25 protein-coding genes are annotated in these 25,094 nt (G+C 54.0%); 9 read left to right on the top strand and 16 right to left on the bottom strand.

The window, feature by feature from the left end:
- Positions 1 to 204: 204 nt before the first annotated feature.
- Positions 205 to 4,152 carry a trifunctional transcriptional regulator/proline dehydrogenase/L-glutamate gamma-semialdehyde dehydrogenase gene (putA, locus tag ACXKZD_RS07850; protein ID WP_488981984.1) on the top strand — a complete coding sequence of 1,316 codons (3,948 nt, stop codon included), beginning with the start codon at positions 205 to 207 and terminating at the stop codon, positions 4,150 to 4,152.
- Between the two features lie 1,645 nt (positions 4,153 to 5,797).
- Here the strand turns inward: putA and ACXKZD_RS07845 are convergent.
- From ACXKZD_RS07845 to ACXKZD_RS07800, 10 genes are all read right to left on the bottom strand, one after another.
- Positions 5,798 to 6,883 carry an acyltransferase family protein gene (locus ACXKZD_RS07845; protein ID WP_488981983.1) on the bottom strand — a complete coding sequence of 362 codons (1,086 nt, stop codon included), beginning with the start codon at positions 6,881 to 6,883 and terminating at the stop codon, positions 5,798 to 5,800.
- Positions 6,884 to 7,347: 464 nt separating this feature from the next.
- Complete coding sequence (gene tcyN, locus ACXKZD_RS07840; protein ID WP_425027069.1) at positions 7,348 to 8,100, bottom strand: L-cystine ABC transporter ATP-binding protein TcyN; 753 nt, start codon at positions 8,098 to 8,100, stop codon at positions 7,348 to 7,350.
- Positions 8,097 to 8,765 carry a cystine ABC transporter permease gene (gene tcyL, locus ACXKZD_RS07835; protein WP_003854540.1) on the bottom strand — a complete coding sequence of 223 codons (669 nt, stop codon included), beginning with the start codon at positions 8,763 to 8,765 and terminating at the stop codon, positions 8,097 to 8,099. The genes tcyN and tcyL overlap by 4 nt, the downstream gene beginning before the upstream one ends.
- Entirely contained in the window at positions 8,765 to 9,565 is an 801-nt protein-coding gene (gene tcyJ, locus ACXKZD_RS07830) for a cystine ABC transporter substrate-binding protein (RefSeq protein WP_050680363.1), read from the bottom strand. The genes tcyL and tcyJ overlap by 1 nt, the downstream gene beginning before the upstream one ends.
- Positions 9,566 to 9,676: 111 nt before the next feature.
- A complete protein-coding gene (locus tag ACXKZD_RS07825) occupies positions 9,677 to 10,663 on the bottom strand; it encodes a D-cysteine desulfhydrase (RefSeq protein ID WP_022625488.1) in 987 nt (328 codons plus the stop codon).
- Positions 10,664 to 10,881: 218 nt separating this feature from the next.
- Entirely contained in the window at positions 10,882 to 11,385 is a 504-nt protein-coding gene (fliZ, locus tag ACXKZD_RS07820; RefSeq protein WP_010247591.1) for a flagella biosynthesis regulatory protein FliZ, read from the bottom strand.
- A gap of 50 nt (positions 11,386 to 11,435) precedes the next feature.
- Positions 11,436 to 12,158, bottom strand: a complete 723-nt coding sequence (locus ACXKZD_RS07815) for an RNA polymerase sigma factor FliA (protein WP_003854529.1) — start codon at positions 12,156 to 12,158, stop codon at positions 11,436 to 11,438.
- Positions 12,159 to 12,302: 144 nt separating this feature from the next.
- Positions 12,303 to 13,271, bottom strand: a complete 969-nt coding sequence (locus tag ACXKZD_RS07810) for an HNH endonuclease signature motif containing protein (RefSeq protein WP_010247595.1) — start codon at positions 13,269 to 13,271, stop codon at positions 12,303 to 12,305.
- 305 nt (positions 13,272 to 13,576) lie between these two features.
- On the bottom strand, positions 13,577 to 14,779 hold the full coding sequence (gene fliB, locus ACXKZD_RS07805) for a flagellin lysine-N-methylase (RefSeq protein WP_488981982.1): 1,203 nt from the start codon (positions 14,777 to 14,779) through the stop codon (positions 13,577 to 13,579).
- A 159-nt stretch (positions 14,780 to 14,938) separates the two neighbouring features.
- Positions 14,939 to 16,138 (bottom strand): FliC/FljB family flagellin, encoded by a 1,200-nt coding sequence (locus tag ACXKZD_RS07800; RefSeq protein WP_022625486.1) that lies wholly within the window; start codon positions 16,136 to 16,138, stop codon positions 14,939 to 14,941.
- A 335-nt stretch (positions 16,139 to 16,473) separates the two neighbouring features.
- Here ACXKZD_RS07800 and fliD point away from each other — a divergent pair, with 335 nt between their 5' ends.
- From fliD to amyA, 4 genes are all read left to right on the top strand, one after another.
- Positions 16,474 to 17,886, top strand: a complete 1,413-nt coding sequence (gene fliD, locus ACXKZD_RS07795; protein ID WP_187484302.1) for a flagellar filament capping protein FliD — start codon at positions 16,474 to 16,476, stop codon at positions 17,884 to 17,886.
- Positions 17,887 to 17,897: 11 nt separating this feature from the next.
- Positions 17,898 to 18,305, top strand: a complete 408-nt coding sequence (gene fliS, locus ACXKZD_RS07790; RefSeq protein WP_010247609.1) for a flagellar export chaperone FliS — start codon at positions 17,898 to 17,900, stop codon at positions 18,303 to 18,305.
- The gene (gene fliT, locus ACXKZD_RS07785) at positions 18,305 to 18,670 is read left to right on the top strand and encodes a flagella biosynthesis regulatory protein FliT (RefSeq protein WP_033758046.1); all 366 of its coding nucleotides are present in this window, start codon (positions 18,305 to 18,307) and stop codon (positions 18,668 to 18,670) included. The genes fliS and fliT overlap by 1 nt, the downstream gene beginning before the upstream one ends.
- Before the next feature lie 101 nt (positions 18,671 to 18,771).
- Positions 18,772 to 20,253, top strand: a complete 1,482-nt coding sequence (gene amyA / locus ACXKZD_RS07780; RefSeq protein ID WP_223563910.1) for an alpha-amylase — start codon at positions 18,772 to 18,774, stop codon at positions 20,251 to 20,253.
- Between the two features lie 100 nt (positions 20,254 to 20,353).
- Here amyA and yedD read toward each other — a convergent pair whose 3' ends face one another.
- Positions 20,354 to 20,827, bottom strand: a complete 474-nt coding sequence (gene yedD / locus ACXKZD_RS07775) for a lipoprotein YedD (RefSeq protein ID WP_022625482.1) — start codon at positions 20,825 to 20,827, stop codon at positions 20,354 to 20,356.
- Between the two features lie 254 nt (positions 20,828 to 21,081).
- Between yedD and ACXKZD_RS07770 the strand changes: the two genes are divergently transcribed.
- Positions 21,082 to 21,405 (top strand): DUF6388 family protein, encoded by a 324-nt coding sequence (locus ACXKZD_RS07770; RefSeq protein ID WP_008926858.1) that lies wholly within the window; start codon positions 21,082 to 21,084, stop codon positions 21,403 to 21,405.
- A 202-nt stretch (positions 21,406 to 21,607) separates the two neighbouring features.
- On the opposite strand, the gene iraP is transcribed toward ACXKZD_RS07770, so the two are convergent.
- Positions 21,608 to 21,907 (bottom strand): anti-adapter protein IraP, encoded by a 300-nt coding sequence (gene iraP, locus ACXKZD_RS07765; protein WP_010247621.1) that lies wholly within the window; start codon positions 21,905 to 21,907, stop codon positions 21,608 to 21,610.
- Positions 21,908 to 22,081: 174 nt separating this feature from the next.
- Here iraP and ACXKZD_RS07760 point away from each other — a divergent pair, with 174 nt between their 5' ends.
- A complete protein-coding gene (locus ACXKZD_RS07760) occupies positions 22,082 to 22,321 on the top strand; it encodes a DinI-like family protein (RefSeq protein WP_003854508.1) in 240 nt (79 codons plus the stop codon).
- A 38-nt stretch (positions 22,322 to 22,359) separates the two neighbouring features.
- Here ACXKZD_RS07760 and ACXKZD_RS07755 read toward each other — a convergent pair whose 3' ends face one another.
- From ACXKZD_RS07755 to ACXKZD_RS07745, 3 genes are all read right to left on the bottom strand, one after another.
- Positions 22,360 to 22,626 carry a hypothetical protein gene (locus ACXKZD_RS07755; RefSeq protein ID WP_010670837.1) on the bottom strand — a complete coding sequence of 89 codons (267 nt, stop codon included), beginning with the start codon at positions 22,624 to 22,626 and terminating at the stop codon, positions 22,360 to 22,362.
- A gap of 151 nt (positions 22,627 to 22,777) precedes the next feature.
- On the bottom strand, positions 22,778 to 23,119 hold the full coding sequence (locus ACXKZD_RS07750; RefSeq protein ID WP_010670838.1) for a hypothetical protein: 342 nt from the start codon (positions 23,117 to 23,119) through the stop codon (positions 22,778 to 22,780).
- Positions 23,106 to 23,489: a hypothetical protein gene (locus ACXKZD_RS07745; protein ID WP_010247627.1), complete on the bottom strand. Its 384-nt coding sequence runs from the start codon at positions 23,487 to 23,489 to the stop codon at positions 23,106 to 23,108. The genes ACXKZD_RS07750 and ACXKZD_RS07745 overlap by 14 nt, the downstream gene beginning before the upstream one ends.
- Before the next feature lie 136 nt (positions 23,490 to 23,625).
- Here ACXKZD_RS07745 and ACXKZD_RS07740 point away from each other — a divergent pair, with 136 nt between their 5' ends.
- Entirely contained in the window at positions 23,626 to 24,258 is a 633-nt protein-coding gene (locus ACXKZD_RS07740; protein ID WP_022625481.1) for a helix-turn-helix domain-containing protein, read from the top strand.
- 65 nt (positions 24,259 to 24,323) lie between these two features.
- Here ACXKZD_RS07740 and ACXKZD_RS07735 read toward each other — a convergent pair whose 3' ends face one another.
- Positions 24,324 to 24,572, bottom strand: coding sequence for a hypothetical protein (locus tag ACXKZD_RS07735; protein WP_010247633.1), 249 nt, complete (start codon positions 24,570 to 24,572; stop codon positions 24,324 to 24,326).
- Positions 24,573 to 24,891: 319 nt separating this feature from the next.
- Between ACXKZD_RS07735 and ACXKZD_RS07730 the strand changes: the two genes are divergently transcribed.
- Entirely contained in the window at positions 24,892 to 25,092 is a 201-nt protein-coding gene (locus ACXKZD_RS07730) for a hypothetical protein (RefSeq protein ID WP_010247636.1), read from the top strand.
- The last annotated feature ends 2 nt before the right edge of the window (positions 25,093 to 25,094 follow it).

Here is a 25,094-nt window from a genome sequence, read left to right as displayed (position 1 = left end):
ACCTGTCTGAAACCCGCTTTTCATCGGGTCTGCCAGACTGGCGAGGATCTTGCAGCAATATCCGTGCCGCATTGCGGGATTTAACAATCGTCGACGTTAAAAGGGTGTTAACTGGCTCACATTTAACACGGTTGCACAAAGTTGCAACTTAAGTGATAGTGCAGCCAACGCCGTATCGAACCACTATCAAGGAGCTCTGGAGTCATGGCTACAACCACCATGGGTGTAAAACTGGATGACGCGACACGCGAGCGCATCAAACTGGCTGCGCAGCGCATCGATCGCACGCCACACTGGCTGATTAAACAGGCGATCTTTAACTACCTGGGCCAGCTGGAAACCGGCGATACCGTGCCGGAGATCCCGCTTTCTGCCCAGGCGGCCGCGGAGTCCGACGACACCCAGCCAGAGGAGACGCACCAGCCGTTCCTTGATTTCGCAGAGCAGATTTTACCTCAGTCAGTGACCCGTTCAGCGGTGACCGCCGCATGGCGTCGTCCGGAGACTGATGCGGTGCCAATGATGCTGGAACAGGCACGTTTACCGGCGGCGCTGGCAGAGAAAACCCATCAGCTGGCTTACCAGCTCGCCGACAAGCTGCGGCACCAGAAAGGGGCAACCGGACGCGCTGGCATGGTGCAGAGCCTGCTGCAGGAGTTCTCTCTCTCCTCCCATGAAGGTGTGGCGCTGATGTGTCTGGCTGAAGCGCTACTGCGTATTCCCGACAAGCCAACGCGCGATGCGCTGATCCGCGACAAGATCAGCAACGGCAACTGGCAGTCACATCTGGGACGCAGCCCGTCACTGTTTGTCAACGCGGCGACCTGGGGCCTGCTGTTTACCGGCCGCCTGGTCTCGACCCACAACGAGTCGAATCTCTCAAGCTCGCTTAACCGCATTATTGGTAAAGGTGGCGAACCGCTGATCCGCAAAGGCGTGGATATGGCGATGCGTCTGATGGGCGAGCAGTTCGTTACCGGTGAAACCATTGCCGAAGCGCTGGCTAACGCCCGCAAGCTGGAAGAGAAAGGCTTCCGCTACTCCTATGACATGCTGGGCGAAGCGGCCCTGACGGCAGGCGATGCCAAAGCCTATCTGCTCTCTTATCAGCAGGCGATCCATGCCATTGGTAAAGCGTCGAATGGTCGCGGCATCTATGAAGGTCCCGGCATCTCTATCAAGCTCTCAGCACTGCATCCCCGCTACAGCCGCGCGCAGTATGAGCGCGTGATGGAAGAGCTCTACCCTATTCTGAAATCGCTGACGCTGCTGGCCCGCTCCTATGACATCGGCATCAACATCGATGCAGAAGAGGCGGACCGGCTGGAACTGTCGCTGGATTTACTGGAGAAACTCTGTTTCGAGCCAGAGCTGGAAGGCTGGAACGGCATCGGTTTTGTGATTCAGGCCTACATGAAACGCTGTCCGTTTGTGATCGATGAGCTGATCGATCTGGCGCAGCGCAGCCGCCGTCGCCTGATGATTCGCCTGGTGAAAGGCGCGTACTGGGATAGCGAAATCAAGCGCGCCCAGATGGAAGGCCTGGAAGGCTATCCGGTCTACACCCGCAAGGTTTACACCGATATCTCTTATCTGGCCTGTGCCCGCAAACTGCTGGCCGTGCCAAGCCTGATCTATCCGCAGTTCGCTACCCATAATGCCCACACCCTGGCGGCGATTTATCAGCTGGCGGGCAACAACTACTATCCCGGTCAGTATGAGTTCCAGTGCCTGCACGGAATGGGCGAACCGCTCTATGAGCAGGTGGTCGGCAAAGTGGCGGACGGCAAACTTAACCGCCCCTGCCGTATCTATGCGCCGGTCGGTACCCATGAAACCCTGCTGGCCTATCTGGTGCGCCGCCTGTTAGAAAACGGGGCCAACACCTCCTTTGTTAACCGCATTGCCGATACCTCGCTGCCGATTGATGAACTGGTGGCCGATCCGGTGAGCGCGGTGGAGAAGCTGGGTGCCAGCGAAGGTGCCATTGGTCTGCCGCATCCAAAAATCCCCCTGCCGCGCGATCTGTATTGCGATAACCGCGTAAACTCTGCGGGTCTGGATATGGCCAACGAACACCGTCTTGCCTCACTCTCCAGCGCCCTGCTGAGCAGCGCCGCACAGCCCTGCCTGGCCGAGCCGATGATCGACGGTGAAGCGGGTGCCGGCGAGTTGCGCGACATTCTGAACCCGGCAGCGCCTGGCGACCGTGTAGGTCAGGTCCGTGAAGCCACAGAGCAGGAAGTTTCTATGGCGCTGGATGCCGCGGTGAACAGCGGGCCAATCTGGTTTGCCACACCACCGCAGGAGCGTGCCGCCATTCTGGAACGCGCCGCACAGATCATGGAAGGCCAGATGCAGCAGCTGCTCGGCATCCTGGTGCGTGAAGCGGGCAAAACCTACAACAACGCCATCGCGGAAGTGCGCGAAGCGGTTGATTTCCTCTATTACTACGCCGGAATGGTGCGTGACGATTTCGACAACGAAACCCATCGTCCGCTGGGCCCGGTGGTCTGCATCAGTCCATGGAACTTCCCGCTGGCGATCTTTACCGGTCAGATTGCGGCTGCACTGGCAGCGGGCAACAGCGTGCTGGCCAAACCGGCCGAGCAGACACCGCTGATCGCCGCACAGGCGGTTCAGATCCTGCTGGATGCGGGTGTGCCGCCAGGCGTGCTGCAACTGCTGCCTGGCCAGGGTGAAACCGTTGGTGCACAGCTGACCGGTGACGTTCGGGTGCGTGGCGTGATGTTTACCGGTTCTACTGCGGTGGCGACACTGCTGCAGCGTAATCTGGCGGGTCGTCTTGACCAGCACGGTCGTCCTGTGCCGCTGATTGCTGAGACCGGCGGGATGAATGCGATGATCGTTGACTCTTCCGCGCTGACTGAGCAGGTGGTGATCGATATCGTCGCCTCTGCCTTCGACAGTGCCGGACAGCGCTGTTCTGCCCTGCGCCTGCTCTGCATTCAGGAAGATGTCGCCGACCATACCCTGAAGATGCTGCGTGGCGCGATGGCGGAGTGCCGCATGGGCAATCCGGAACGCTTCTCGACCGACATCGGTCCGGTCATTGATGCCGAAGCGAAAGCCAATATCGATCGCCATATTCAGGCTATGCGTAATAAAGGCTTCACGGTCTATCAGGCGGTGCAGGATAACCCGCAGGACAGCAAAGAGTGGAATAGCGGTACCTTTGTTAAACCGACACTGATTGAGCTGGGTCAGATCAGCGATCTGGATAAAGAGATTTTTGGCCCGGTGCTGCACGTGGTGCGTTTCACCCGCAATAACCTGCCGCAGCTGGTTGAGCAGATCAATGCGTCCGGCTATGGCCTGACGCTGGGCGTACATACCCGCATCGACGAAACGATTGCACAGGTCACGGCGAACGCCCGAGTCGGCAATCTCTACGTCAACCGCAATATGGTGGGCGCGGTGGTCGGCGTACAGCCGTTTGGTGGCGAGGGCTTATCCGGTACCGGTCCGAAAGCCGGCGGTCCACTCTATCTTTACCGCTTGCTGGCGCATCGTCCGGATAGTGCGCTGCGTCTGACTTTTGATCGTCAGGATGCAGAACGCCCGGCGGACAGCACGCTGCGTCAGTCACTGCTGGCCCCGCATCTGGCACTCAGCAACTGGGCTAAGGATAAGCCTGAACTGGCTGAACTCTGCCAGCACTATGGCGATCTGGCCCAGGCGGGCGTGGTCCGTCTGCTGCCTGGGCCGACAGGCGAGCGCAATACCTTCTCGCTGTTGCCGCGTGATCAGGTGCTCTGTCTGGCTGATAACGAGCAGGATGCGTTAATCCAGCTGGCCGCGGTGACCAGCGTCGGCAGTAAAGCATTGTGGCAGGATGATGAGCTGCATCGCGCCCTGCTGGCCTCGCTGCCGGATGCAGTGAAAGCGCGCATCACGCTGGCGCGTGACCCGTTAGCAGCAGAGTTTGATGCAGTGATCTATCACGGCGATGCCGATCAGCTGCGTACCCTGTGTGAACAGATTGCCGCACGTGAAGGCGCGATTGTGTCGGTGCAGGGCTTTGCCCGCGGCGAGACCAATCTGCTGCTGGAGCGTCTGCTGATTGAGCGTTCGCTGAGTGTGAATACCGCTGCGGCAGGCGGTAATGCGAGCCTGATGACCATAGGGTAAGGGGCGTTCGCGGGATTGTTCGCTGCGCGAACGGGCTGAGGTGCGGAGCTGAAGCTGTTCGCTACGCGAACGGGCTATGAGAAGGTTTCGTTCGCCTGGTAAGCCAGGCAGTTTCAGATTCGCCTCTGCAGGCGACCGACAAGGGGGCGCCAGTCGCCGCGCCCCCTTGACCCCGGGCTCCGGCCTGCTTCACCGCCGCTTCGCGGTTCCTTCGCTACTTCAGGATTTCTCACGGACCAGCGGGACGCGCCATCCATGGCGCGAACCCGCCTCTTCGCGACATCCATGTCGCTCGTCCTGAAATCCCTCATCCGCTCAGCGGTTCTGACGGCCTCCCCACCCCCTCGCTGTTATCTTTTCTTTTTATGTTGGGTTCGCTGTCGCTGTAACTTTGGGAATTGCCTCTGACTTTCGGCTCAGCAGACCGAATGTTATTCAACCTACCCGCTGTTATCTCTTCTTGTTATGTCGGGAACTTTATCGCTGTGGTTTTTTGGGATTACCTCTGACTTTCGGCTCAGCAGACCGAATGTTATTCAACCCGCCCGCTGTTATCTCTTCTTGTTATGTCGGGAACTTTATCGCTGTGGTTTTTTGGGATTGCCTCTGAATTTTTGCTCAGCAGACCGAATGTTATTCAACCCACCCGCTGTTATCTCTGCTTTTTATGTTGAGTGCTTTATCGCTGTGGTTTTCTGGGATTGCCTCTGACTTTTGGGTCGGCAGACAGAGTGGCATTCAAACTAACCGCTGTTATCTCGTTTTCAGGTCACTCAGAGTGTTGCGGTGAGATTTCGGAATTGAGACTGGCTTTCGGGGCACCAGACAACGCTGCACTAAAGAAAACACAAAGAAATCACCGGCAGGGGTTTACCAGAGGCGTCCGCAGCGCTGAGGAACAACCGCAGGCCAGGATGAGCCGACAGGACGTCGGCGAAAGGACGGTACGAGCCAGGGATGGCGAGTCCGGACGGTCCGTCGGCCGCAGGGCGTGACGAAGGCACCCCGTACAGCGGGGCGCGCAGGCAGCCGGACGCCGGGATTGTTAAGGGGCGGGCGTCCGCCCCTTGACGCGTCCGCCTGCACAGGCAACCTGAAACTCCCCATCGCCTGGCGGGCGTAACCCTCTCAGCGCTAACGCGCGGCTAAGTGAACTAAGACGCCCCATCGCCTTGCAGGCGAAACCGCTCAGTGCAAGCCCGCTACAAAGCGAAACCTTATGAATCTTTTCCCGCTTTCAGCGGCCGGAGCCCAGCAAGTCCGGGTGACAAACCCACCGGCAGGGGGTTTCCCAGAGGCGTCCGAAGCGCTGAGGAACAATCGGAGGCCAGGATGAGCCGACAGGACGTCGGCGAAAGGACGGCACGAGCCAGGGATGGCGAGTCCGGACGGTCCGTCGGCCGCAGGGCGTGACGAAGGCACCCCGCACAGCGGGGCGCGCAGGCAGCCGGACGCCGGGATTGTTAAGGGGCGGGCGTCCGCCCCTTGACGCGTCCGCCTGCACAGGCAACCTGAAACTCCCCATCGCCTGGCGGGCGAAACTTACTCAGAGCATACCCGCTGCTAAGGGATCTCAACCCCCCCCCTCGGCTGGCGGGCGTAACCCGCTGAATGTCAGCCCGCTGCTAACGCTGCTAAGCGTAACTTACCCACCGCTCGCGCCGCCAGGCGCCCTTTTCATTAACGTCGGGAACACAAACAGCGACTGCCCGACTCCGCGATTTGTCAGCGACCAGATTGCCACTGAACAGAGCGAGCAGAGACCCACGATGGCCACCGGATAGAAACAGGCCCAGAGAAACGAAAACCACGCCTGCTCGAACAGATGATGCCGCTGCGCGAACAGAATCGCAGACATACCAAAGAACTCGATAAAAATACGGTGGATGACGTAAATCTGCAGCGTATTGCGGCCAACCCAGTTGAGATAGCGCATGCTGAAGTGCTGATTCAGCCAGCGACAGGCCGCGATACTGAATAACACCGCCAGTACACACAGGAACAGACTCTTATCCAGACCGAATAGCACATGAATCCCGGCGGCTGCCGCCAGTAGCGCCCAGGGCATCAGATTCTCCCGCCGCCATTCACTCAGGCGCAGCATCGTCTGGCTCCAGAATGCCCCTAACATGAAGAACACAAAATATTGGGCCAGGCTCTGTGGTCCCCAGAACGGGATCACTTTTTCTGCCGCCAGATAATTCAGCAGGATCGCCACCGCCACCAGGGCCAGCTTATATTGACGGAAAACTTTGGCACAGAGGAAATAGAGTCCCAGCCCATACAGATACCACGAGGTGCTCATGGCCATAAAGGTCAGCTTGAGAAACTCGAATAGCGAACCCGCATAGGCGGCATTCAGATTCTGCGAAATCCGCTGGCCGGTAATTTCAGTGGAGATACCGATAATTGACCACCACTGAATAAACCCCCACAGAATATAGAGATAAAAAAGATTGGTGATGCGACTGGTAAATACCTGCTTCCATGGCCGGTTCAGAATGCCATTGGTCGCCAGTAATCCCGAGACAAAGAAGAAGGCGGGCATACGCAGCGGCGACAGTACCGTATTAAACTGTATCCATATTTCGGCGGGGATCCATCCGGCAGAGAGATATTTCATCGTCCCTTCAAAGCCGGGTAAAACCGTGTGGTACAGGACCACCAGTAATATGCAGGCGCCCTTCAGGGTATCTACCCACAATATCTGATCTGACTTAGTCTGGTTCATTCAATGACTCCTGCTGTGTAGGTCAGAATGCTGGAAAGTAAAAGCGAGGAAATCAGTATTGCTTTTATGATTATCCGGCAATTATTCGCCATTGAACCGGTGATGAATGTAGCGAAACTCTTAAAAGCCGCGGAGTGGCCCTGTTACCACAGTTATTTACTCAGCAGAACGTTTCCTTACACTTATTAATATCGACGCAACACACTAATTAGCAGTGCCGCAGCCTGTTTAAAGGATAATATTGCTTCATAATTCAGAAAATATAATTAAGAAAAAGTGGCAACGGGAAAAGCCAATATATCCCCGATGAAAAGAAAAGATTTGTCAGATGTGCCAAAAGGTTTAACAGCAGCAGAGTTATTTATGATACTGCGCCTGTTAATAGCGTGACCATAGCCAGTGGCAGCTTAAAAAATGAGGGTTTTAAACAGGTTAAAACTGCCTTCCTGGGAAGGCAGTGTGGATTACTGATTCAGAAATTTATCAAGGAACTGACGAGTGCGCGGCTGCTGAGGGTTACTGAACAACGCTTTCGCTTCGCCCTGCTCCACAATCCGCCCCTGATCCATAAAAATGGCGCGGTCAGCCACATCGCGGGCAAAGCTCATCTCATGCGTGACGATGACCATGGTGCGTTTCTCTTCGGCCAGCGCGCGAATGGTGCTGAGCACCTCGCCCACCAGCTCCGGATCCAGTGCCGAGGTCGGTTCATCAAACAGGATCACTTCCGGCCGCATCGCCAGCGCACGCGCAATCGCCACGCGCTGTTGCTGCCCGCCCGACAGACGGCGCGGATAGCTGTCTTCTTTGCCGTGCAGCCCGACCTTCTCCAGCAGCGTGCGGGCGCGGGCTACCGCATCCGCTTTCGCTTCGCCTTTGACGATCACCGGCCCTTCAATAATGTTCTCCATCACCGAACGATGCGGAAACAGATTGAAGTTCTGGAAGACAAACCCGACCTGCTGACGCAGACGACGCACCTGCTCTTTCTGCTTACTCTGTGCCAGCGCTGCATCAACAGTAATCTCTCCAACGCGGATGGTGCCGCTATCCGGCACTTCCAGCAGATTGATACTGCGCAGCAGCGTGGTTTTACCTGATCCGCTGGGGCCGATAATGGCCACCACTTCACCGGCGGCCACATCAAGGTCGATGTCGTGCAGCACCGTCTGGCCGTTAAAAGACTTCACCAGCTTTCTGACTTCGATGGCGCTCATTTCGACTCCGAATCCTGACGATTAACATGCTGTTCAAGCCGGTTCTGCAACGCAGATAACACCGTTGCCATCACCCAGTAGATCAGCGAGGCTGCCAGATACATGGTAAAGACTTCCAGCGTGCGTGAGGTAATCAACTGCGCCTGACGGAACAGCTCCGGCACCTGAATGGTCGCCGCCAGCGAGGTATCTTTTACCAGGCTGATAAAGCTGTTGCCCAGCGGGGGCAGCGCGGTGCGGGCTGCCTGTGGCAGGATCACCCGGCGCAGGGTTTGCCAGCGCGTCATGCCGATACTTGCCGCCGCTTCCCACTGCCCGCGCTCAATCGATGAAATCGCGCCACGCAGTGACTCTGAGGCATAGGCTGCGGTATTCAGGGAAAGACCAATCATCGCGGAGGGGATCGGATCCAGTTCAATGCCAAACTGCGGCAGACCGTAATAGATCATAAACAGCTGGGCGATCAGCGGCGTGCCACGAAAGATCGAGACATAGATTCGTGCCAGCCAGCGAACCGGCCAGAAGCGCGACAGACGCATCAGCGCCAGAATAAAGCCCAGCAGCAGGCCAAAGAACATGCCGCCGATGCTGAGCTGCAGCGTAAACAGCGCGCCTTTTAATAAAAAAGGTGCTGAATCCAGCACCAGTTGAAGACTTTCCTGCATTATTTCGTCACGTCCGCGCCAAACCATTTCTGAGACAGCTTGCTCAGCGAGCCATCTTTCTGCATGTCAGCAATGGCCTGGTCGATCGCTTTCAGCAGGTCGTCGTTGCCTTTACGTACCGCCACGCCCGATTCCTGACGGGAGAACGCATCACCCGCGACCGCCATGGTATTGCCCGTTTTCTTCACCAGATCCAGCGCGGCCAGACGGTCAACCAGAATGGCATTCAGACGGCCAGAGCGCAGATCCTGATATTTCGTCGGGTCATCATCATAGGTACGGATGTCCACGCCCTTCACATTCTCACGCAGCCACTGCTCGTAGTTGGTGCCCAGACCGACGCCCACTTTTTTACCGGCCAGGTCCGCAGGTTTGGTGATGGTGTTCGCATTGGCTTTCATGGTCAGCGCCTGAATGCCGGAGACCGTGTATGGCGTGGAGAAGTCATACTTCTTCTTACGCTCATCAGAGATGGTGACCTGGTTGATGACCACATCGATGCGCTTCGCGTCGAGTGAGGCCAGCATGCCGTCCCACTTGGTCGGTTTCAGGCTCGCTTTGACGCCCATGTGCTGTGCCAGCTGTTCCGCGAATTCCACTTCAAAGCCGGTCAGCTTGCCCTTTTCATCCTGGAAGCTGAATGGCGGATAGGTGCCTTCCAGACCCACCAGCAGCGTGCCGCGCTCTTTAATTTTGTTCAGCAGATTTTCCGCTGCAAAGGTTTTAACGTTGACGCCAGCAATCAGCGCCACGGCCATGACGCCCATCATCATCTGACGACCTGCACGAGAAAAGGACATATTCACCCCATTATTGACAGTATTGTGTGTGTTCTTATAAGGGCAGCACGGCTTGTCGCTGCCAGTCCAGTAGGATAACCCACGGAGTATAAACTGTTTTATTCGCTTGTCTCAGACCGAAGGATGATAAGCAAATAACGCCGGTGCGCCGCCCGTATGAATAAACAGCAGCGGACCTTCACGGCGGAAACGATTCTGGCTGACGCCATCCAGCAGTCCGGCCATCGCCTTGCCGGTGTAGACCGGGTCCAGCAGGATCCCTTCCAGCCGCGCCAGCAGTTTCACCGCAGCCATGCCTTCATCATTGGGTTCGCCGTAGCGTGGCGCAAAGTAGTCATCCCACAGGGTAATCGGTGCCTTAGCCTGCACTTCCAGCGTTTCCGCCAGCGACTGACGCAGCCGCTCCACCAGCGGCAACTGCGCCTCAACCTGGCGTGAAACGGTGACGCCCACCAGCTCGGTCTCCGGCAGCAGATGCTCCAGACCTACCGCCAGTCCGGCATGGGTACCGGCACTGCCCGAGGCCACGACCACGGCGGCGAAATCGACCACGCCTTCGCTCTGATGAGCAATCTCCTGCGCGCACTCTACATAGCCTAGTGCACCCAGCGCATTTGAGCCGCCGACCGGCACGATGTAAGGACGATAACCCTGGGCTTCCAGACGCGTGGCCTGTTCAGCCAGCTGTTCCGCAGGGTTATTCAGCGCATCCACCATAACCACTTCAGCGTCCATCAGATCCAGCAACAGTCGGTTGCCGTTGCTCAGGTAGTTTTCTGCGTGGGTGCCAATCGGGTTTTCCAGCAATGCCACGCACTTCAGGCCAAGCCGGGCCGCGACTGCCGCCGTCTGACGCACATGATTGGACTGGATTGCGCCCGCGGTCAGCAGCACATCGGCGCCTTCACGCAGCGCGTCCGCCGCCAGAAATTCCAGCTTGCGCAGCTTATTGCCGCCCATCGCCACCGGCGTGAAATCATCGCGTTTAATAAAAATATCGCGACCCAGGTAGTCAGAGAGCCGTGGCAGATGTTCTAACGGCGTGGGTGCGCCCAGCAGTTCAAGACGTGGGAATTGGTGTAACAGATGTAAAGACAATGCTGCCTCCGTTCGGGCATTCAATTTATCCTTACAGTGTTGCAGAAGATGCGAAAAGGATCACCCTGATTCAGGTGTCAGCAGATGCGGTGAGACAGATGCATAATGGAAGATGCAGGAGAAAGAAGCGCCGTGCTCCCCCTTCCCTTTTACCCGGCTGGCGGGCAAAAGGGGAACGTGCCGCAGGCACGCGGAGGAGCAATCGGTGCAGATCAGGGTTAACCCTGCTGCCAGCCTAAGAACTGATCGTACTTGCGCAGCGCGATGCGGTAATTGTTATTACCGGCATCGGGCAGATCGCTTTCCAGACACTGATGCCAGCTATTTCCCTGAAGCCTGTCGGCCGGGAAATTTCTGGCTTTCAGCATCTCATCCAGACGACGCAGCCGCACCACATATTCACGAATTGTGCTGGGGCTCATCTCTGTCTGTTCAAACAGATACTGTTTAAACGCCATTATGTCGAAGTAATTAGGATGGGTATTACAAAAAATATCACTGCAAAAACGACAAAGCGCGGTCAGTTCGGGCTGAAGTTTCAGCCACAGCTGCTCATCAATCATCTGGTCCATCCGAGCGATGGCCTCTTTATTGATGATCTGGCCACGAAAAACGAGCGCCATTCGATCTAATACCTTGCCACAGTGTGAACAGTTGCTCTGGCTGTGTTTATAGTCTTTAAGATAACGACTTAACGGTCTGGCCTTGGTCTTGGCTCCCATTACTGAGTCCCCGGTTTTTTATAATTTTGAATCGCCAGGAACTGATACTGCTAGCGCGCTCCCGCAAGTCGGGCACGCAGGCGTTTAATCGCCTGACTGTGCAGCTGGCTGACACGGGATTCACCCACATCAAGCACCGCCCCAATCTCTTTCAGGTTCAGTTCTTCCTGGTAGTACAGTGTCAGCACCATCTTTTCACGATCGGGTAATGCTTCGATCGCTTCAATGACGCGCTCACGCAGACTCCCTTCAAGCAACTGATGAAGCGGATTAGCCTCTTCATGGCCTTCCGTCACCAGCTCCGCGCTGTCGCCGTGCTCTTCCCGATACTCGTCGTAGGAGAAAAGTTGACTGTTGTTGGTGTCCAGCAGGATCTGCCGGTACTCCTCCATGGAAACATTCAGCTGCTGCGCCACTTCCTGCTCAGAGGCAGAACGCCCCAGCGACTGTTCCACTCTGTGCATTGCTCCGGCCACCTCGCGTGCATTACGACGCACACTGCGCGGTGCCCAGTCCCGACTACGAAGCTCGTCGAGCATGGCGCCACGAATACGCTGCACGGCATAGGTGGTAAAGGCTGTACCCTGGAGCGCGTCATAACGCTCTACGGCATTTAACAGCCCTATCCCGCCCGCCTGCAGCAAGTCGTCAAGCTCAACACTGGCCGGCAGGCGAACCTGCAGACGCAACGCTTCATGGCGCACCAGCGGCACGTAGCGCTGCCAGAGCGAATGCTTGTCCATCACGCCTTCGGCGGTATAGAAATCGTTCACGTTGACTACCCTGCGTTAATGAAGTTATCGGCATGATTATCCAATTCTGTAGCGTTTTCGATTGGCTGAATAGGCGGGGTAAAACGAGGCTATTTCATTTTTGTTACCTCAGAGTGCAGATCCTTCTGCACTCTTCAGCGGGGATTAACGACGGGCGCGCAGCCGTTGCCGGGTGGCGGGCGGCACTGCCGCCCAAAGGCTGCAGACGCGACCTTCCAGTTCCTGATACCAGGGCGCCAGATGCTGCTGCGCCTCCTCGCCAGGATGCACCAGAATCTCGCCCGATTCACCATCAATGCTAATCAGTCGGTTAATAAACAGCCGCTGCAAATCACTGCGTAAAAACAGGCCGTTATCGATGCTGTTATCTGCCAGTACACCGTCATCCCCTTCCTGCGTGTCGATATGGCAGGCTTCCACCCATGGCCAGTTATGCCGTTCGGTCAGCTCGGTACCGGTCATCACACAGGCGCCGTAGCGGGCTTTGACACCGGCGCTGAATTCCGCCTGGCTGGCGCGCTGCAGCACCCGGGCTTTAACACGACGCCCGACCTCAGTTCCCGGCATCACCGCCGCCGGAACTTTGTGCTGCGGCGTACTCAGCACCACGATGAACTGAATGCGCTGCGACTGCGGAAAACAGGGATCTGCCTGTGGATTGAAAAGCTGCCAGTAAGCGTCTTCATCATCCTGATGCATCAGCACCAGTTTGTAGCCGCGACTGTTCAGCAGATTCTGTGCCGTGGCGGATTGCGGATCGATCATCGCGAAGACCTGGCTGCTGCCCATAACCTTCCACAGGTTGTCGCGCTTTTCGCTATCGCTGCGACGGAAATAGAGGAAGGAGAGATTCTGCTTAAGGTAGTGCTCAAAGCGACGCAGATAATTTTTACGTTCGTTGTCATGGGAGATGAACAGCAGATCCTCCAGCGGGCTGTTGCTCTCTTCCTGCGCGAACACCGCGCGGATTTTCAGCGTGCGCAGCCCGGTTGACGGACTCAGCAAGGCGCGCGCCGTCAGCTCTTTATCATCAGGGTATTGCAGAGCATAACGCCGGGCGATCTCTTCAAAGGTCAGCCGCTCACCCGGTAACAGGTCATAATTGAAGCGCATAGACACTCCACAAAGTTAAAATCAAAAATGATGTTGTTCTGTGAGGAGTTATCGGCAGTCTGTGGGGGAACTGTAACGGGCTGGGGGGATTGCCTGGGATTGAGAGACAGGCAGCCTGCAAGGTTGTGGTCAGGAAACCGGTTTGAAGGAAGCGGGTGTTAAATTGCGTTGCATTGCCTGGAGCTGCTGGCATAAAAATAAGCCAGCACACCAGCTGCAATTCTTTCAGCAATTAGCTAATGCCCGCCCGTAGCTATCAGGGACAAATGGGCGATGCCGATGATGCGAAGCTGCATCGCCTCAGATTATTTAAGCAGGTAAATCAGCGACAAATCGTCATTGACCTTGACCTTATCAATCTCGGCCAGAAACGCCATCACCGATTGTGGCGTATGTTTTGTTATTGAGTGGTAGCTGTAGATGATATTAATAATATCCTCTTCACTGACGGTTCCGACCAACTCAACATTGGCCGCAATCAGTGATTTAAGCAGGAACCATTCTGCCGTCAGAAGATATAAGCTTAGTAACGGGCTGCGATTTTCGTTATTAGGGAAGAAATCATCATAAATGCGGTACTGAATATAGTTATTCATTATCCACGGCCGTTCAGCAAGCCAGGGCATAACCTGCTTCTGCCAGACGTTGTCCAGCCGGATCATTGGCTGACTGACGTCATCGATTTTGGCCCCTTCGGCCTGAATGTAAATCAGCTTATTAACGTAGTGATTCAGGGTAGGAAAGGCGCGCTTATCGGCCATGGTGCTGAACCAGCTTTGCAATCTCAACAGTAAAGACCATTGCAGGTTATAGTCAGGTTTAACCTGGTCAAGCTGCAGCCTGATTTCACCCTGTGTCAGGTTGTTGAGTACATCAGAAAAATGATGCTCCATCTGGACCAGCCAGTCTTCTTCAGGGCTTACTCTTTCCGCACCCAGCAGAAAGCTGGCCAGCGCGTAAAACCCTTCATCAAGATGAATGCCGCTGAATTTAATGATGTTAAGACACATCAGATTCAGCAATTTCTTTTGTTGATCGAGATCTTTAGCTTTATTGCCATAAGGTTGTTGCCTGATGCTCTCCCCGAACAGCATCGCGTCAGGTGAGGCTAATAATTGCCGGGTCGCCTCCGGACAGGAGAGCGCCAACGTTTTTTGCTGTTCATATTTAAAGGTGTTCGCCGCTCGGGGATAGGTCGCACAGGTGTTGCTCAGTGCGGCAGCACCCAGCCGGGAATGCACTTTGCACAGGCGATTTTCATCCATAAATGCACAGTTGCCAGAAGCATTAAGCTTCATAGTTCCCCAACTGGCAAAGCTTTTGCGGGTGGTTGTGATGTTTTCAACTGCCAGCGTTTTGATTTCAATCAGCGAGGATTTTAAATAGCGATTGACCGTGGGCTTATCCAGGTGGATATCCCAGCCCTTACAGCAGTGATCGCGACACTCACTGCCAATACATTTGAAGGCGCTGACAAAGAGCGGTTCCACGACAGTAATATTTTTCATTATTTACCTGCTCAACAAAGGCATTTAAAAAAGAGTCTTACTGTGAGGATAAAGGAACGCGGGGAGATTGATTGGCAGAGAAACAGGGCAAAAACAGGCTAATCGCAGGCATAAAAAAAACCCCGCCGAAGCGGGGTTTGTCTTTTATAAGTTGGGTGATTAGCCCTGCAGCAGAGACAGAACCTGCTGTGGAACCTGGTTAGCTTTAGCCAACACTGAGTTACCAGCCTGCTGTACGATCTGCGCTTTAGACATGTTTGAAACTTCAGTTGCGTAGTCAGCATCCTGAATACGAGACTGTGCTGCAGACAGGTTAGTGGTGGTGTTGTTCAGGTTAGTCACGGCTGAGTTCAGACGGTTCTGAATCGCACCCAGTGAAGAACGGAACTTATCAACGCTGGCAATCGCTTCGTCCAGCTTTTTCAGTGGATCAGAAGTTGAACCCGAGGTCACGTTAGACAGGCTCATGTTAGCCGTATCCAGTGTGAACGCAGCGGTATCGCCACCAGCAGTCGTTACTGCAGCCTTCGCATCAACTGCAACGTAGAAGTCCTGGTTTGCACCGTTAGCAATGTCAAAACCGTTCGCTTTCAGGCTGTTGGTTTCTGCATCGCTGGCTGATTTCACGTTAACTTTAGCGAACAGGTTGCCGTTGTCATCTTTATACACTTTATCTGCAGTAACAGTGACGTTAGCGGCTGCAACACCCAGGCGAGTCGCCAGGCTATCAGCTGTGCCTTCAGCAACAGTGGCTTTAGATACGTTACTGGTAGAACCGTAAACGCTCTGGAAGTCAGCAGCTGCAGCAGCAGTAGGTGTACCCTGTGGACCATTCACGTTGAAAGTGTTCAGTTTCAGCGTAGAAGAGTCAATTTTCTTCAGGTCGATGGTGATAGTTTCGCCATCGTTAGCGCCAACCTGAATTTTCATTGAGCCATCTTTAGCCAGCACGTTCACGCCGTTGAACTGAGTCTGACCAGATACGCGGTCGATTTCGCTCAGACGGGATTTGATTTCGTCCTGGATTGAAGATTTGTCAGAAGCTGAGTTGGTACCGCTTGAAGCCTGTACAGTCAGTTCACGAACACGCTGTAAGTTGTTGTTGATTTCTGACAGCGCGCCTTCGGTAGTCTGCGCAGCAGAGATACCGTCGTTGGCGTTACGAGCAGCCTGAGTCAGGCCCTTGATGTTAGAGGTGAAACGGTTGGCAATTGCCTGACCAGCAGCGTCATCTTTCGCGCTGTTGATACGTAAACCAGAAGACAGACGCTCCATTGAAGTAGACAGAGCTGACTGGTTCTTGTTGATGTTGTTCTGAGTGATCAGCGAGAGGCTGTTGGTATTAATGACTTGGGCCATGATGAATTTTCCTGTTAATCAAGTCTTTCGGTTAAGGTGTGGGCTTCAACCCGCCGGCTTCAGCGCCGTCAAAGTTGTTATCGTCTGCCGTTTAACAACCTTTAGAATTTTTTTAGTACCAGGCGAATTTTTCTGCTTCAACCTGTCACGTTTTAAGTTATCGCCACCCGCCCGAACTTCTTTAGGCTTAATTCATTAATTTTCTAGCCGCTGAATTACCCTTCTCTATAGTGCTTATTTACCTCATTACCCTAAGGCAAATAACCTTAAACTTTCCTTATTCAAGGCCGATAACCCAGGTATCAATTTTCTGTCGACCTTATAAAGGAATTAATATGGCTAGTATAAGCAACCTCGGTGTGGGTTCCGGCCTGCCACTCAGTACCATGCTTGACAGTTTGACCACCGCTGAAAAAGCTTCACTCAAACCTATTTCTACTCAGCAGACAGCTTATACGGCCAAGCTCAGTGCTTACGCCACCCTGAAAAGTTCACTGACAACTTTCCAGGCTGCTAATACCAAGCTGAACAGTGCTGACCTGTTTACCGCTACGACTGCGGCCAGTAGCTCCACAGCGTTCAGCGCGACCACTTCTGGCAGCACCGTAGCCGGTAAATATGCCATTAACGTCTCGCAGCTGGCACAGGCGCAGGTTCTGACCTCAGGCGTACAGAGTAGTAACACCGCCGCGCTGGGCGACAGCTCCGTGGCCAGCCGCAGCATCGCGATTACCTTAAAAGATGGCACCAGCAAAAGCATCACGCTCTCCAGCGATCAGACCTCGCTGACCGGCATGCGTGACGCCATCAACGGCGCCAATGCCGGCGTCACCGCCAGTATTATTAAGGTGTCAGACGGCAGTTTCCGACTCTCTATGAGCGCCAATAAAACCGGCAGTGATAATGCCGTGGCGACCATTGCCGTCACCGGTGACAGCACGCTGCAGGGGATTGTGGGCTTTGACGCATCCGCCAGCAGCAACGTGATGACCCAGAGCGTCGCTGCGCAGAATGCCAAACTGACGGTCAACAATGTTGCGATTGAAAACAGCAGCAATCAGATTAGCGATGCGCTGGAAGGGATTACTTTAAATCTGACCGCGAAGACAGTTGGCGATGAGACGCTGACGATTACCAAAGACACCTCAAAAGCCTCCAGCGCCATCAGTGCCTGGGTGGATGCCTACAATACGTTGCTGGATCAGTTTAATACCCTGACCAAATACACCAAAGTGGATACCAACAGCGATGCACAGGACTCCAGTAATGGTGCCCTGCTGGGTGACAGTACGTTACGGACGATTGAGACGCAGCTGAAAAGCATGCTCACTAATTCGCAGAGCACATCTACCTTTAAATCACTGAGTCAGATTGGTGTCACCACCGATCCCACCACCGGTTCATTAAAACTGGATTCGACCAAGCTGAGCAGCGCACTGGATAAAGATGCTGCGGGCGTGAAAGCAATGATCGTAGGTGACGGTAAAACCGGTATCGCCGCTAAAATCGACAGCAAGCTGACTGACTGGCTGGCTACTAAAGGGATTATTCAGTCCGCCACCGATGGCGTGAGTAAAACACTGAATAGGTTAACCACCCTCTATAACACCACCAGCGATCGTATTGATGCCGATATCGCACGCTATAAAACGCAATTTACTCAGCTGGATATGGCCATCAGTAAACTCAACTCGACCAGCACCTATCTGACGCAGCAGTTCGACACGTCCGATTCGTCTAAAAAATAACAGGAGTGACCATGTACAGCGCTACAGGCACCAAAGCCTATGCAAAAATTGGCGTAGAAAGCGCCGTGATGAGCGCCAGCCAGCAGCAGCTGGTTGTGATGCTGTTCGACGGTGCACTGAGCGCGTTAATCCGCGCCCGCCTGTTTATGCAGGATGGCAATATTGCAGGCAAAGGCAACTCCATCTCCAAAGCCATCAATATTATCGAAGCCGGCCTGAAAGAGGGTCTGACTGAAAACCGCGGTGATGAGCTGGCCGATAATCTGCTGGATCTTTACAACTACATGACGCGTCGCCTGTTGCATGCCAACCTGAACAATGATGTTGCAGCGGTCGAGGAGGTCGAAGGCCTGCTGCGCAACATTGCTGACGCGTGGAAAGAAGTGGTTCAACCTAACCTGATTCAGGACGCCGTTTAATGACTACTGCACCGCATCTGATTACCGTTTACCAACAGTTACTCGATCTCAGCCAGGGAATGCTGCGTCATGCAGCACAAGGCGAATGGGATGAATTGATCAGCAGGGAGATGGAGTATGTCAGTGCGGTGCAGAGCTTAGCCCAATCGACGGAAGCCGTGTCGCCGTCGGCACAGACTCAGGAGCAGTTACGTCCGGTGCTGCGCCGTATTCTCGATAACGAATGTGAAGTGAAACGTCTGCTGCAGGCGCGGATGGATGAGCTGGCCTCACTGGTGGGTCAGAACAGTCGCCAGAAATCGGTGATGTCCGCTTATAGCAATCAAGGCGGCGTTGTTATGGTGCCGCACGAAACCCTCTCCTGACCCCCTGCTCTGTCACGCCGCCAGATTTATTTTTCTGCGCGGCGTCTCTTTTTTGCCGCTTACTCCATACTTGATTTTCATCATCCCCTGGAGTGTGGTACATGCAAAACCCAACGTTATTACAGTTTTTCCATTGGTATTACCCGGATGGCAGCAAACTGTGGCCGGAAGTCGCCGATCGTGCGGCCTGGCTCAGCGAAATAGGTATCACCATGGCGTGGTTGCCACCGTGCTACAAAGGGGATTCGGGGGGCTATTCTGTCGGTTACGACAGCTACGATCTGTTTGACCTGGGTGAATTTGATCAGAAAGGGGGTGTTGCCACCAAATATGGCGACAAACAGCAGTTACTGGCGGCAACAGAAGCCCTGCGTAGTCACAACGTTGGGGTGCTGCTGGATGTGGTGCTCAACCACAAAATGGGCGCCGACGAGAAAGAGGCAATCAGCGTTAACCGCGTCAATCCCGATAACCGCGATGAAATCTACGACGAAGTGGTCGAGTGCGAGGCTTGGACAAAATTCACTTTTCCGGCACGCGCCGGGGAATATTCGAAATTTGTCTGGGACCACAAATGCTTTAGCGGCGTAGACCACATCGAAAATCCGGACGAAAACGGCGTATTCAAAATCATCAATGACTACACCGCCGAAGGCTGGAACGACCAGGTTGATAACGAACTGGGTAATTTCGACTATCTGATGGGTGCCAACATCGATTTCCGCAACAATGCGGTCAGGGAAGAGCTGAAATACTGGGCGCGCTGGGTGATGGAACAGGTGCCCTGCACCGGCTTTCGTCTGGATGCGGTAAAACATATCCCGGCCTGGTTCTACAAAGAGTGGATCGATCATATTCAGGAGGTTGCTGAAGAGCCGATGTTTATCGTCGCAGAATACTGGTCGTTTGAAACGGAGAAGCTGCAGGAGTATGTGCATCAGGTGGAAGGCAAAACCATGCTGTTTGATGCGCCACTGCACATGAACTTCCACCAGGCCTCAACCGCGGGCAGCGGCTACGACATGAGCCAGATCTTTGCTAACTCGCTGGTGGTCGCTGATCCATGGCATGCCGTGACGATCGTGGCTAACCACGACACCCAGCCGCTGCAGTCGCTGGAAGCACCGGTAGAAGCCTGGTTTAAACCGCTGGCCTATGCGCTGATCCTGTTGCGTGAGCAGGGTGTGCCTACCATCTTCTATCCCGACCTGTTCGGCGCGACCTATGAAGATGAAGGCGGCGACGGCGAGAAGCACAAAATTGAGATGCCGGTGATCCCTGAACTGGAAGGATTGATTCGGGCGCGCCAGCAGTATGGCTGGGGCGTACAGACCGACTATTTTGATCACCCAAACTGCGTAGCCTTCAGCCGCAGCGGCACCGAAACACAGCCAGGCTGTGTGGTGATCATGTCGAACGGCGATGCCGGTGAGAAAAGCGTGCCGATGGGAGAAGGTTTTGCCGGTAAGGTCTGGCGCGATCATCTGGGGAATCGGGAAGAGACCATTACTGCCGACGAGCACGGCACGGCGGTCTTTGTCTGTAACGGTGGCAGTGTCAGCGTCTGGGTGGTTGCAGAATAAGCTCGTTGCAAAAGAAATGACTCAAAACTCAAACCGCCCCGGCAGACAGAAGCGTAAAGTGCGCTCTGCCCGTCGGGGCGGTTTTGTTATGATCCGGCTGTTACGACTTCGCGTTGTTTTCTGTAATCGGTGTACGCAGCAGTTGCGGTTCGATGTTCTGAATCACCGCGGCTTTCGGCTGCTTCGCCACCTCGTCAAGTGCCTGCTGACACTCTACGGTCGGACGCGCCACTTTACGCAGGGTCATCCTGTCATAGCTAAGCTCGCCATTCTCCACGACCAGCGGCATCACCCGCACCTGACGCGTTACGTTGACATAATCGCCGCTTAACCGGGTCAGTTTGCCTGGCTTCGCAATCACCCGCATCCACTGACGGCAGTCCAGCGTGCTGCCATCCGCATTGATGATCACACTGGCTATCGCCTTGTCGCTGATCAGGCTGCTCTGTGGGCCGACGGTTTGCCAGGTTCCCTGCAGATCAGCGGGCGCCGGCGTTTGCACCGCATTTTCATAATCGTTGATTTGTGCACAGCCACTCAGTGCCAGCGCGGCAATCAGCATCCACTTTTTCATGTTTAATCCCTAAGATCCCATCAATGGCGGCTACGTTATAATTTTTCCACCGCGTTGCGCAAGGTATCTGGGTGTTCAAACACCACGCAGAACCTGATTGCGCCAGAATTTATCCCGCAGTGAGCTCCACGGTCAGGTTTTTGACCGGAAGTTCAGAGGCTGAACTGATGCAAAGCCCCGCCTTTGTCACGCCTGACAAGCGGAAGACAACCCGCTACACTGACGCGCTGCAACAGACTTTCAGGAATATGAATATGAAAACGCCAGAAGCCTACTATGCCCAGGCGCGCGAGATGTTTTTTACCGCGCATCCCGACTTTCAGTCTGCACTTGATGAATTAACGGAGAGCGATGCCCGTGCGGCTAACCTGTCACTGCGACAGCTGCGCGAATGGCATGCCGAACGCATCTATGCGGCCTTTTTGCGGCAGAAGAATCTGGATGGAATGATCTTTTCTATTCAGCTCGCTGAGCCGGATAAAGCGGTGGCGGCTGAAGCTATCGAGACTTATCTCAAATCTCATGCTGAGTCGCTGGGGATGAGCTGGGAAGAGTTTTGCATCAAAAACGAGCTTTAATCAGGGCCGCGCTGAAGTTGTATATTGCAAACACCTCCAACCAGTTCCGGCACTGCAGATAAAATTGTACTAACCGGGGGAAAGTGTATAACTTCGGCGTGCGACTCAGGTCGTGATTGTCCTTTAACGAATAGTGCTGATGCACTGCCTCTGCAGGTGTTGTCTCAATTCCACCTCCAGAGGCGAATTTTTTTATCCGCCCCTACCCTTCACCTTCCGTCGCTTTACCCTTTACTTCAACATAACTCGCTACCGCCAGCAGACGATTAATATGCGTCAGCAGCAGATCCACATCAGACTGCAGAAACTCGGTCGAAGATTGCGAAGCGGTAACAATGGCATCCTGCACCGTTTCTGAAATAGTCAGCGAGTTGTCCTGTTTCGCCTGCACCAGCAGCGCCGCAACCAGCAGGGACTGCGCTTCAAGCTGCGCCGTCAACTCTTTTGCATCGACGTCCATCTTTGCCAGTTTTAGCAGAATATCAATTACCAGTTGTCGCATCGCGGACCTCCTAAAAGTAAGCCGCCATTATGTCGCGATGCGTGCGCATTTTGCTAGTCGAAGATTGAGGTTTATGCGAGATAAAAATTTACACGAAATCAGGCGCGCTGCCTTGCTACTGTTTTTATTTACAGTATTATATGTCAGCGATTTTGCCCTGAATGGATTGCCATCATGTTTGTTGAGTTGATTTATGACAAGCGCAACGTTGCCGGTTTACCGGGTGCTCGCGAGATGATTCGTGAGGAGCTGGAAAAGCGGGTGCATCGGGTGTTCCCTGACATTGAAGTTAAGGTCAAGCCGATGGAACGTAACGCGATTGATACTGATTTGAGTAAGAACGATAAAGCGACGGTTGCGCGGATTGTTGAAGAGATGTTCGACGAAGCGGAAATGTGGCTGGTGGCCGATTAATCCCTTAACGGCCACCACATCAGTCAGCGGGAGATGACTTAGCTCTCCTGCTCGCTGTGATTAACTTCAATCTCGATGTCCTGAATCGCGGCATCCAGATCTTCCAGCAGTTTACCCTGCTTATTAAGCAACGCATCGATTCGGTCGGCGTTGGTCTTGTCTTTATACTCACCCGCATCAAACGCTAACCATTGGCTGGAAAGGGTTTCGGTGTTGGTCTGAGCATAGTGACGCATCTCTTTTAGCTGAGAAGTCACGTCACGCAGATATTCAGTTTTGGTCTTGGTTTCTGTTGAATCGCTCATGCTAAATTTCCTTCTGGTCATCTATCCAAAGTGAGTAGGCTTAGCGGTTCATCAACCGGCCAATCAGCGGGCCTGCATTCAGGTACAAAATGTTGCCCGGATATTTAAAACTAGTCGATAATAGCGAAGCCGCATTAAGAATAATCGGAAGTTATGGTTTATGACCGGATTTCACGGCTGGCACCTCACTCTCAGTGACGACCTCTTTGACTTTTATGACCGTTTTGTCGGCTATGCGATCCGGTATTGCATCCAGCTTATGCTGTATTGCTGCAACCTGATCGGTCAGCAGCTCCACTCTGTCATCACGCCGCGCCGCAATTAAGCGGTAATCCGCCCGAATCTCCTCGACCCGCTTGTTTGCGGTGTTACTGACGTAGAGAAAAATGATCGTCATCAGGATGCAAATCATCGAACAACTCAGCAATACGCAGCCGAGGATAACTTTGCGCCGGTAAGACATAGGTGCCTTAGTGCTATTAATCGTGGCCATCACTGCGATCCTCCAGAGTTGAGATAAGCCGATCAATCTCATTACGAAATTTATCGTTCTGATCGGTTTCGGTCATTGCCAGTAAAATCCCTACCGCATTCTTGATTAACCGAAGATCCGTTTCGAGTGTCGAGATACGCCGCAGATTCCTGTCGTGCCGTTCGCGTAATTCATCGTTCTCCTCCCGTATCAGCAGGTTGCTCTCTTTCAGCAACACCACCTGCTCTTTGTAGCTGGTAATAATTTCGCCGCCGGCTCGATTACTGGTAACGATTGACGCAATTCCCGCCAATAACGGTTTCCAGAACAGTGCTGCAGCCCCCCCACCCAGAACTAACGCACCCATACTGGTAATCAGACTACTTTCCATGCCACACCCCTTTGTACGGTAAGGTCTCTGGAACTTACTGCGTGCTGCTTAGCCACGTCCCCCGCATGAAATTTAAGATTGCTTAAATACCAGGCTTAAGTATACTTAAGTCACTCTCAACCAAAAAGTCAAGCTTATGAAAAACGAAACGCTGGGTGACCGCATCCGACTCCGACGTAAATCGCTGCAGTTAACGCAGAAGCAATTGGCGCAACAGGTAAAAGTGTCCCATGTGGCGATTTCGCAATGGGAAAAAGAGGAGACGCTGCCGCGCGGTGAGAACCTGCTGCGGCTCGCCGAAGCGCTGGGCTGCGCACCGGCTTTTCTGATAGATGGGGATGGTCCTGTTTTCAGCGAAAGCGCCTGGAGTGGTCTGCACCAGATCCCACTGCTTGCACAGCGCGACGTGCCGCGATGGCTGAGCGAGGCCGGTTCCGTCCGGCATGAACTGCTGATGCACAACGACATGGCGCTTTCACAGCAGAGCTTTGCCTTCCGGGTAGAAGAACAGGCGATGACGCCCGCGATTCTGCGGAATGATGTGGTGATCATCGATCCCACGCAGTCACCTCAGCCCGGCGACTGCGTGCTGGCATTGCAGCAGCAGGTCGTGCTGCTACGCACCTGGCGTCAGCGCGGCAGTGAAAATGGCGTCATGCAGTTTGAACTGGCACCGGTCAATATCAACTTCCCTGAGCTGCAATCCAGCCGGGACAGCCTGAAGCTGATTGGTACGCTGGTGGAACTGCGACGCTATCGCCAGCCATAAAAAAACCCGCCGGGCGCGGGTTCACTTTTCATCGTACGGCAGTGGCTGAGATTATAGCCGGGCAACTACAGGGCATCGGTCAGTTGATCTACCACCACTTTGCCCTGCAGATCGGTCTGCATAATGCGGTAATTGACGGGCCATGAGCGGCGGGTACTGAGTTTATCGAACAGGGTTACGCCGCCTTTTTTAACTCCCTGGCTATTTACAATAATCCATTCGGTGACCTCTTCCTGACCACGATTTTTCAGGCTCAGCGAGCGTTGTTCGATTAACTGATCTTCAGCTTCAATCTTTAAATAGTCTCTTAACATAATTTCTATCTCCTGGTAACGCAGGCCACTATATGCCTTTTGCTAATCCGTTCAATCGAATTTATTTATCGATCTGTTTATCGACGGGAATGTGACCTGCCGCAAGCGACATGGCAGGTTTGTCCATTACTGCATCAGGGATTCCCGGTTAGCATGAACCTGCTGTACACACCCAAACATCGAAAAATGACGTGTTCAGTATGAGAGAAACTCCGATTAGCCCGCCGCTGGCGGGCTTTTTTTTCTTCTTTAATCCGCTGCGCATGCGGGATGTCAGTGCTGGTCTAAACTTAAGAGACTGGAATAAAAGGAGAGAGTTATGTTTAAGCACAATACGAATGAAGAACGTAAGAAAGAAGGTGATGTCAGCAAAAGCCTGCCGGAAGCCGCGCCAAACGCTGGTAATGCTTACGAGGAAGATGATCATCCCGCCACTGATGCGCCGAAAGATCATGGCGAAGTGCCGCGCAAAAATGATGACAGCCAGGATGACAAAAAAGATCCTTACAAGGCAAGCTGATG

This window comes from Pantoea sp. ABR1s (genome assembly GCF_057812235.1).
Note: the sequence above shows the minus strand (reverse complement) of the source record. Positions and strands in the feature narration are given on the sequence as shown.

Coding starts and splice junctions, on each gene's coding strand:
- putA (WP_488981984.1), top strand. CDS start 205: ATGGCTACAACCACCATGGGTGTAAAACTGGATGACGCGACACGCGAG.
- ACXKZD_RS07845 (WP_488981983.1), bottom strand. CDS start 6,883: ATGAACCAGACTAAGTCAGATCAGATATTGTGGGTAGATACCCTGAAG.
- tcyN (WP_425027069.1), bottom strand. CDS start 8,100: ATGAGCGCCATCGAAGTCAGAAAGCTGGTGAAGTCTTTTAACGGCCAG.
- tcyL (WP_003854540.1), bottom strand. CDS start 8,765: ATGCAGGAAAGTCTTCAACTGGTGCTGGATTCAGCACCTTTTTTATTA.
- tcyJ (WP_050680363.1), bottom strand. CDS start 9,565: ATGTCCTTTTCTCGTGCAGGTCGTCAGATGATGATGGGCGTCATGGCC.
- fliZ (WP_010247591.1), bottom strand. CDS start 11,385: ATGGGAGCCAAGACCAAGGCCAGACCGTTAAGTCGTTATCTTAAAGAC.
- ACXKZD_RS07810 (WP_010247595.1), bottom strand. CDS start 13,271: ATGCGCTTCAATTATGACCTGTTACCGGGTGAGCGGCTGACCTTTGAA.
- fliB (WP_488981982.1), bottom strand. CDS start 14,779: ATGAAAAATATTACTGTCGTGGAACCGCTCTTTGTCAGCGCCTTCAAA.
- ACXKZD_RS07800 (WP_022625486.1), bottom strand. CDS start 16,138: ATGGCCCAAGTCATTAATACCAACAGCCTCTCGCTGATCACTCAGAAC.
- fliD (WP_187484302.1), top strand. CDS start 16,474: ATGGCTAGTATAAGCAACCTCGGTGTGGGTTCCGGCCTGCCACTCAGT.
- fliS (WP_010247609.1), top strand. CDS start 17,898: ATGTACAGCGCTACAGGCACCAAAGCCTATGCAAAAATTGGCGTAGAA.
- fliT (WP_033758046.1), top strand. CDS start 18,305: ATGACTACTGCACCGCATCTGATTACCGTTTACCAACAGTTACTCGAT.
- amyA (WP_223563910.1), top strand. CDS start 18,772: ATGCAAAACCCAACGTTATTACAGTTTTTCCATTGGTATTACCCGGAT.
- yedD (WP_022625482.1), bottom strand. CDS start 20,827: ATGAAAAAGTGGATGCTGATTGCCGCGCTGGCACTGAGTGGCTGTGCA.
- ACXKZD_RS07770 (WP_008926858.1), top strand. CDS start 21,082: ATGAAAACGCCAGAAGCCTACTATGCCCAGGCGCGCGAGATGTTTTTT.
- iraP (WP_010247621.1), bottom strand. CDS start 21,907: ATGCGACAACTGGTAATTGATATTCTGCTAAAACTGGCAAAGATGGAC.
- ACXKZD_RS07760 (WP_003854508.1), top strand. CDS start 22,082: ATGTTTGTTGAGTTGATTTATGACAAGCGCAACGTTGCCGGTTTACCG.
- ACXKZD_RS07755 (WP_010670837.1), bottom strand. CDS start 22,626: ATGAGCGATTCAACAGAAACCAAGACCAAAACTGAATATCTGCGTGAC.
- ACXKZD_RS07750 (WP_010670838.1), bottom strand. CDS start 23,119: ATGGCCACGATTAATAGCACTAAGGCACCTATGTCTTACCGGCGCAAA.
- ACXKZD_RS07745 (WP_010247627.1), bottom strand. CDS start 23,489: ATGGAAAGTAGTCTGATTACCAGTATGGGTGCGTTAGTTCTGGGTGGG.
- ACXKZD_RS07740 (WP_022625481.1), top strand. CDS start 23,626: ATGAAAAACGAAACGCTGGGTGACCGCATCCGACTCCGACGTAAATCG.
- ACXKZD_RS07735 (WP_010247633.1), bottom strand. CDS start 24,572: ATGTTAAGAGACTATTTAAAGATTGAAGCTGAAGATCAGTTAATCGAA.
- ACXKZD_RS07730 (WP_010247636.1), top strand. CDS start 24,892: ATGTTTAAGCACAATACGAATGAAGAACGTAAGAAAGAAGGTGATGTC.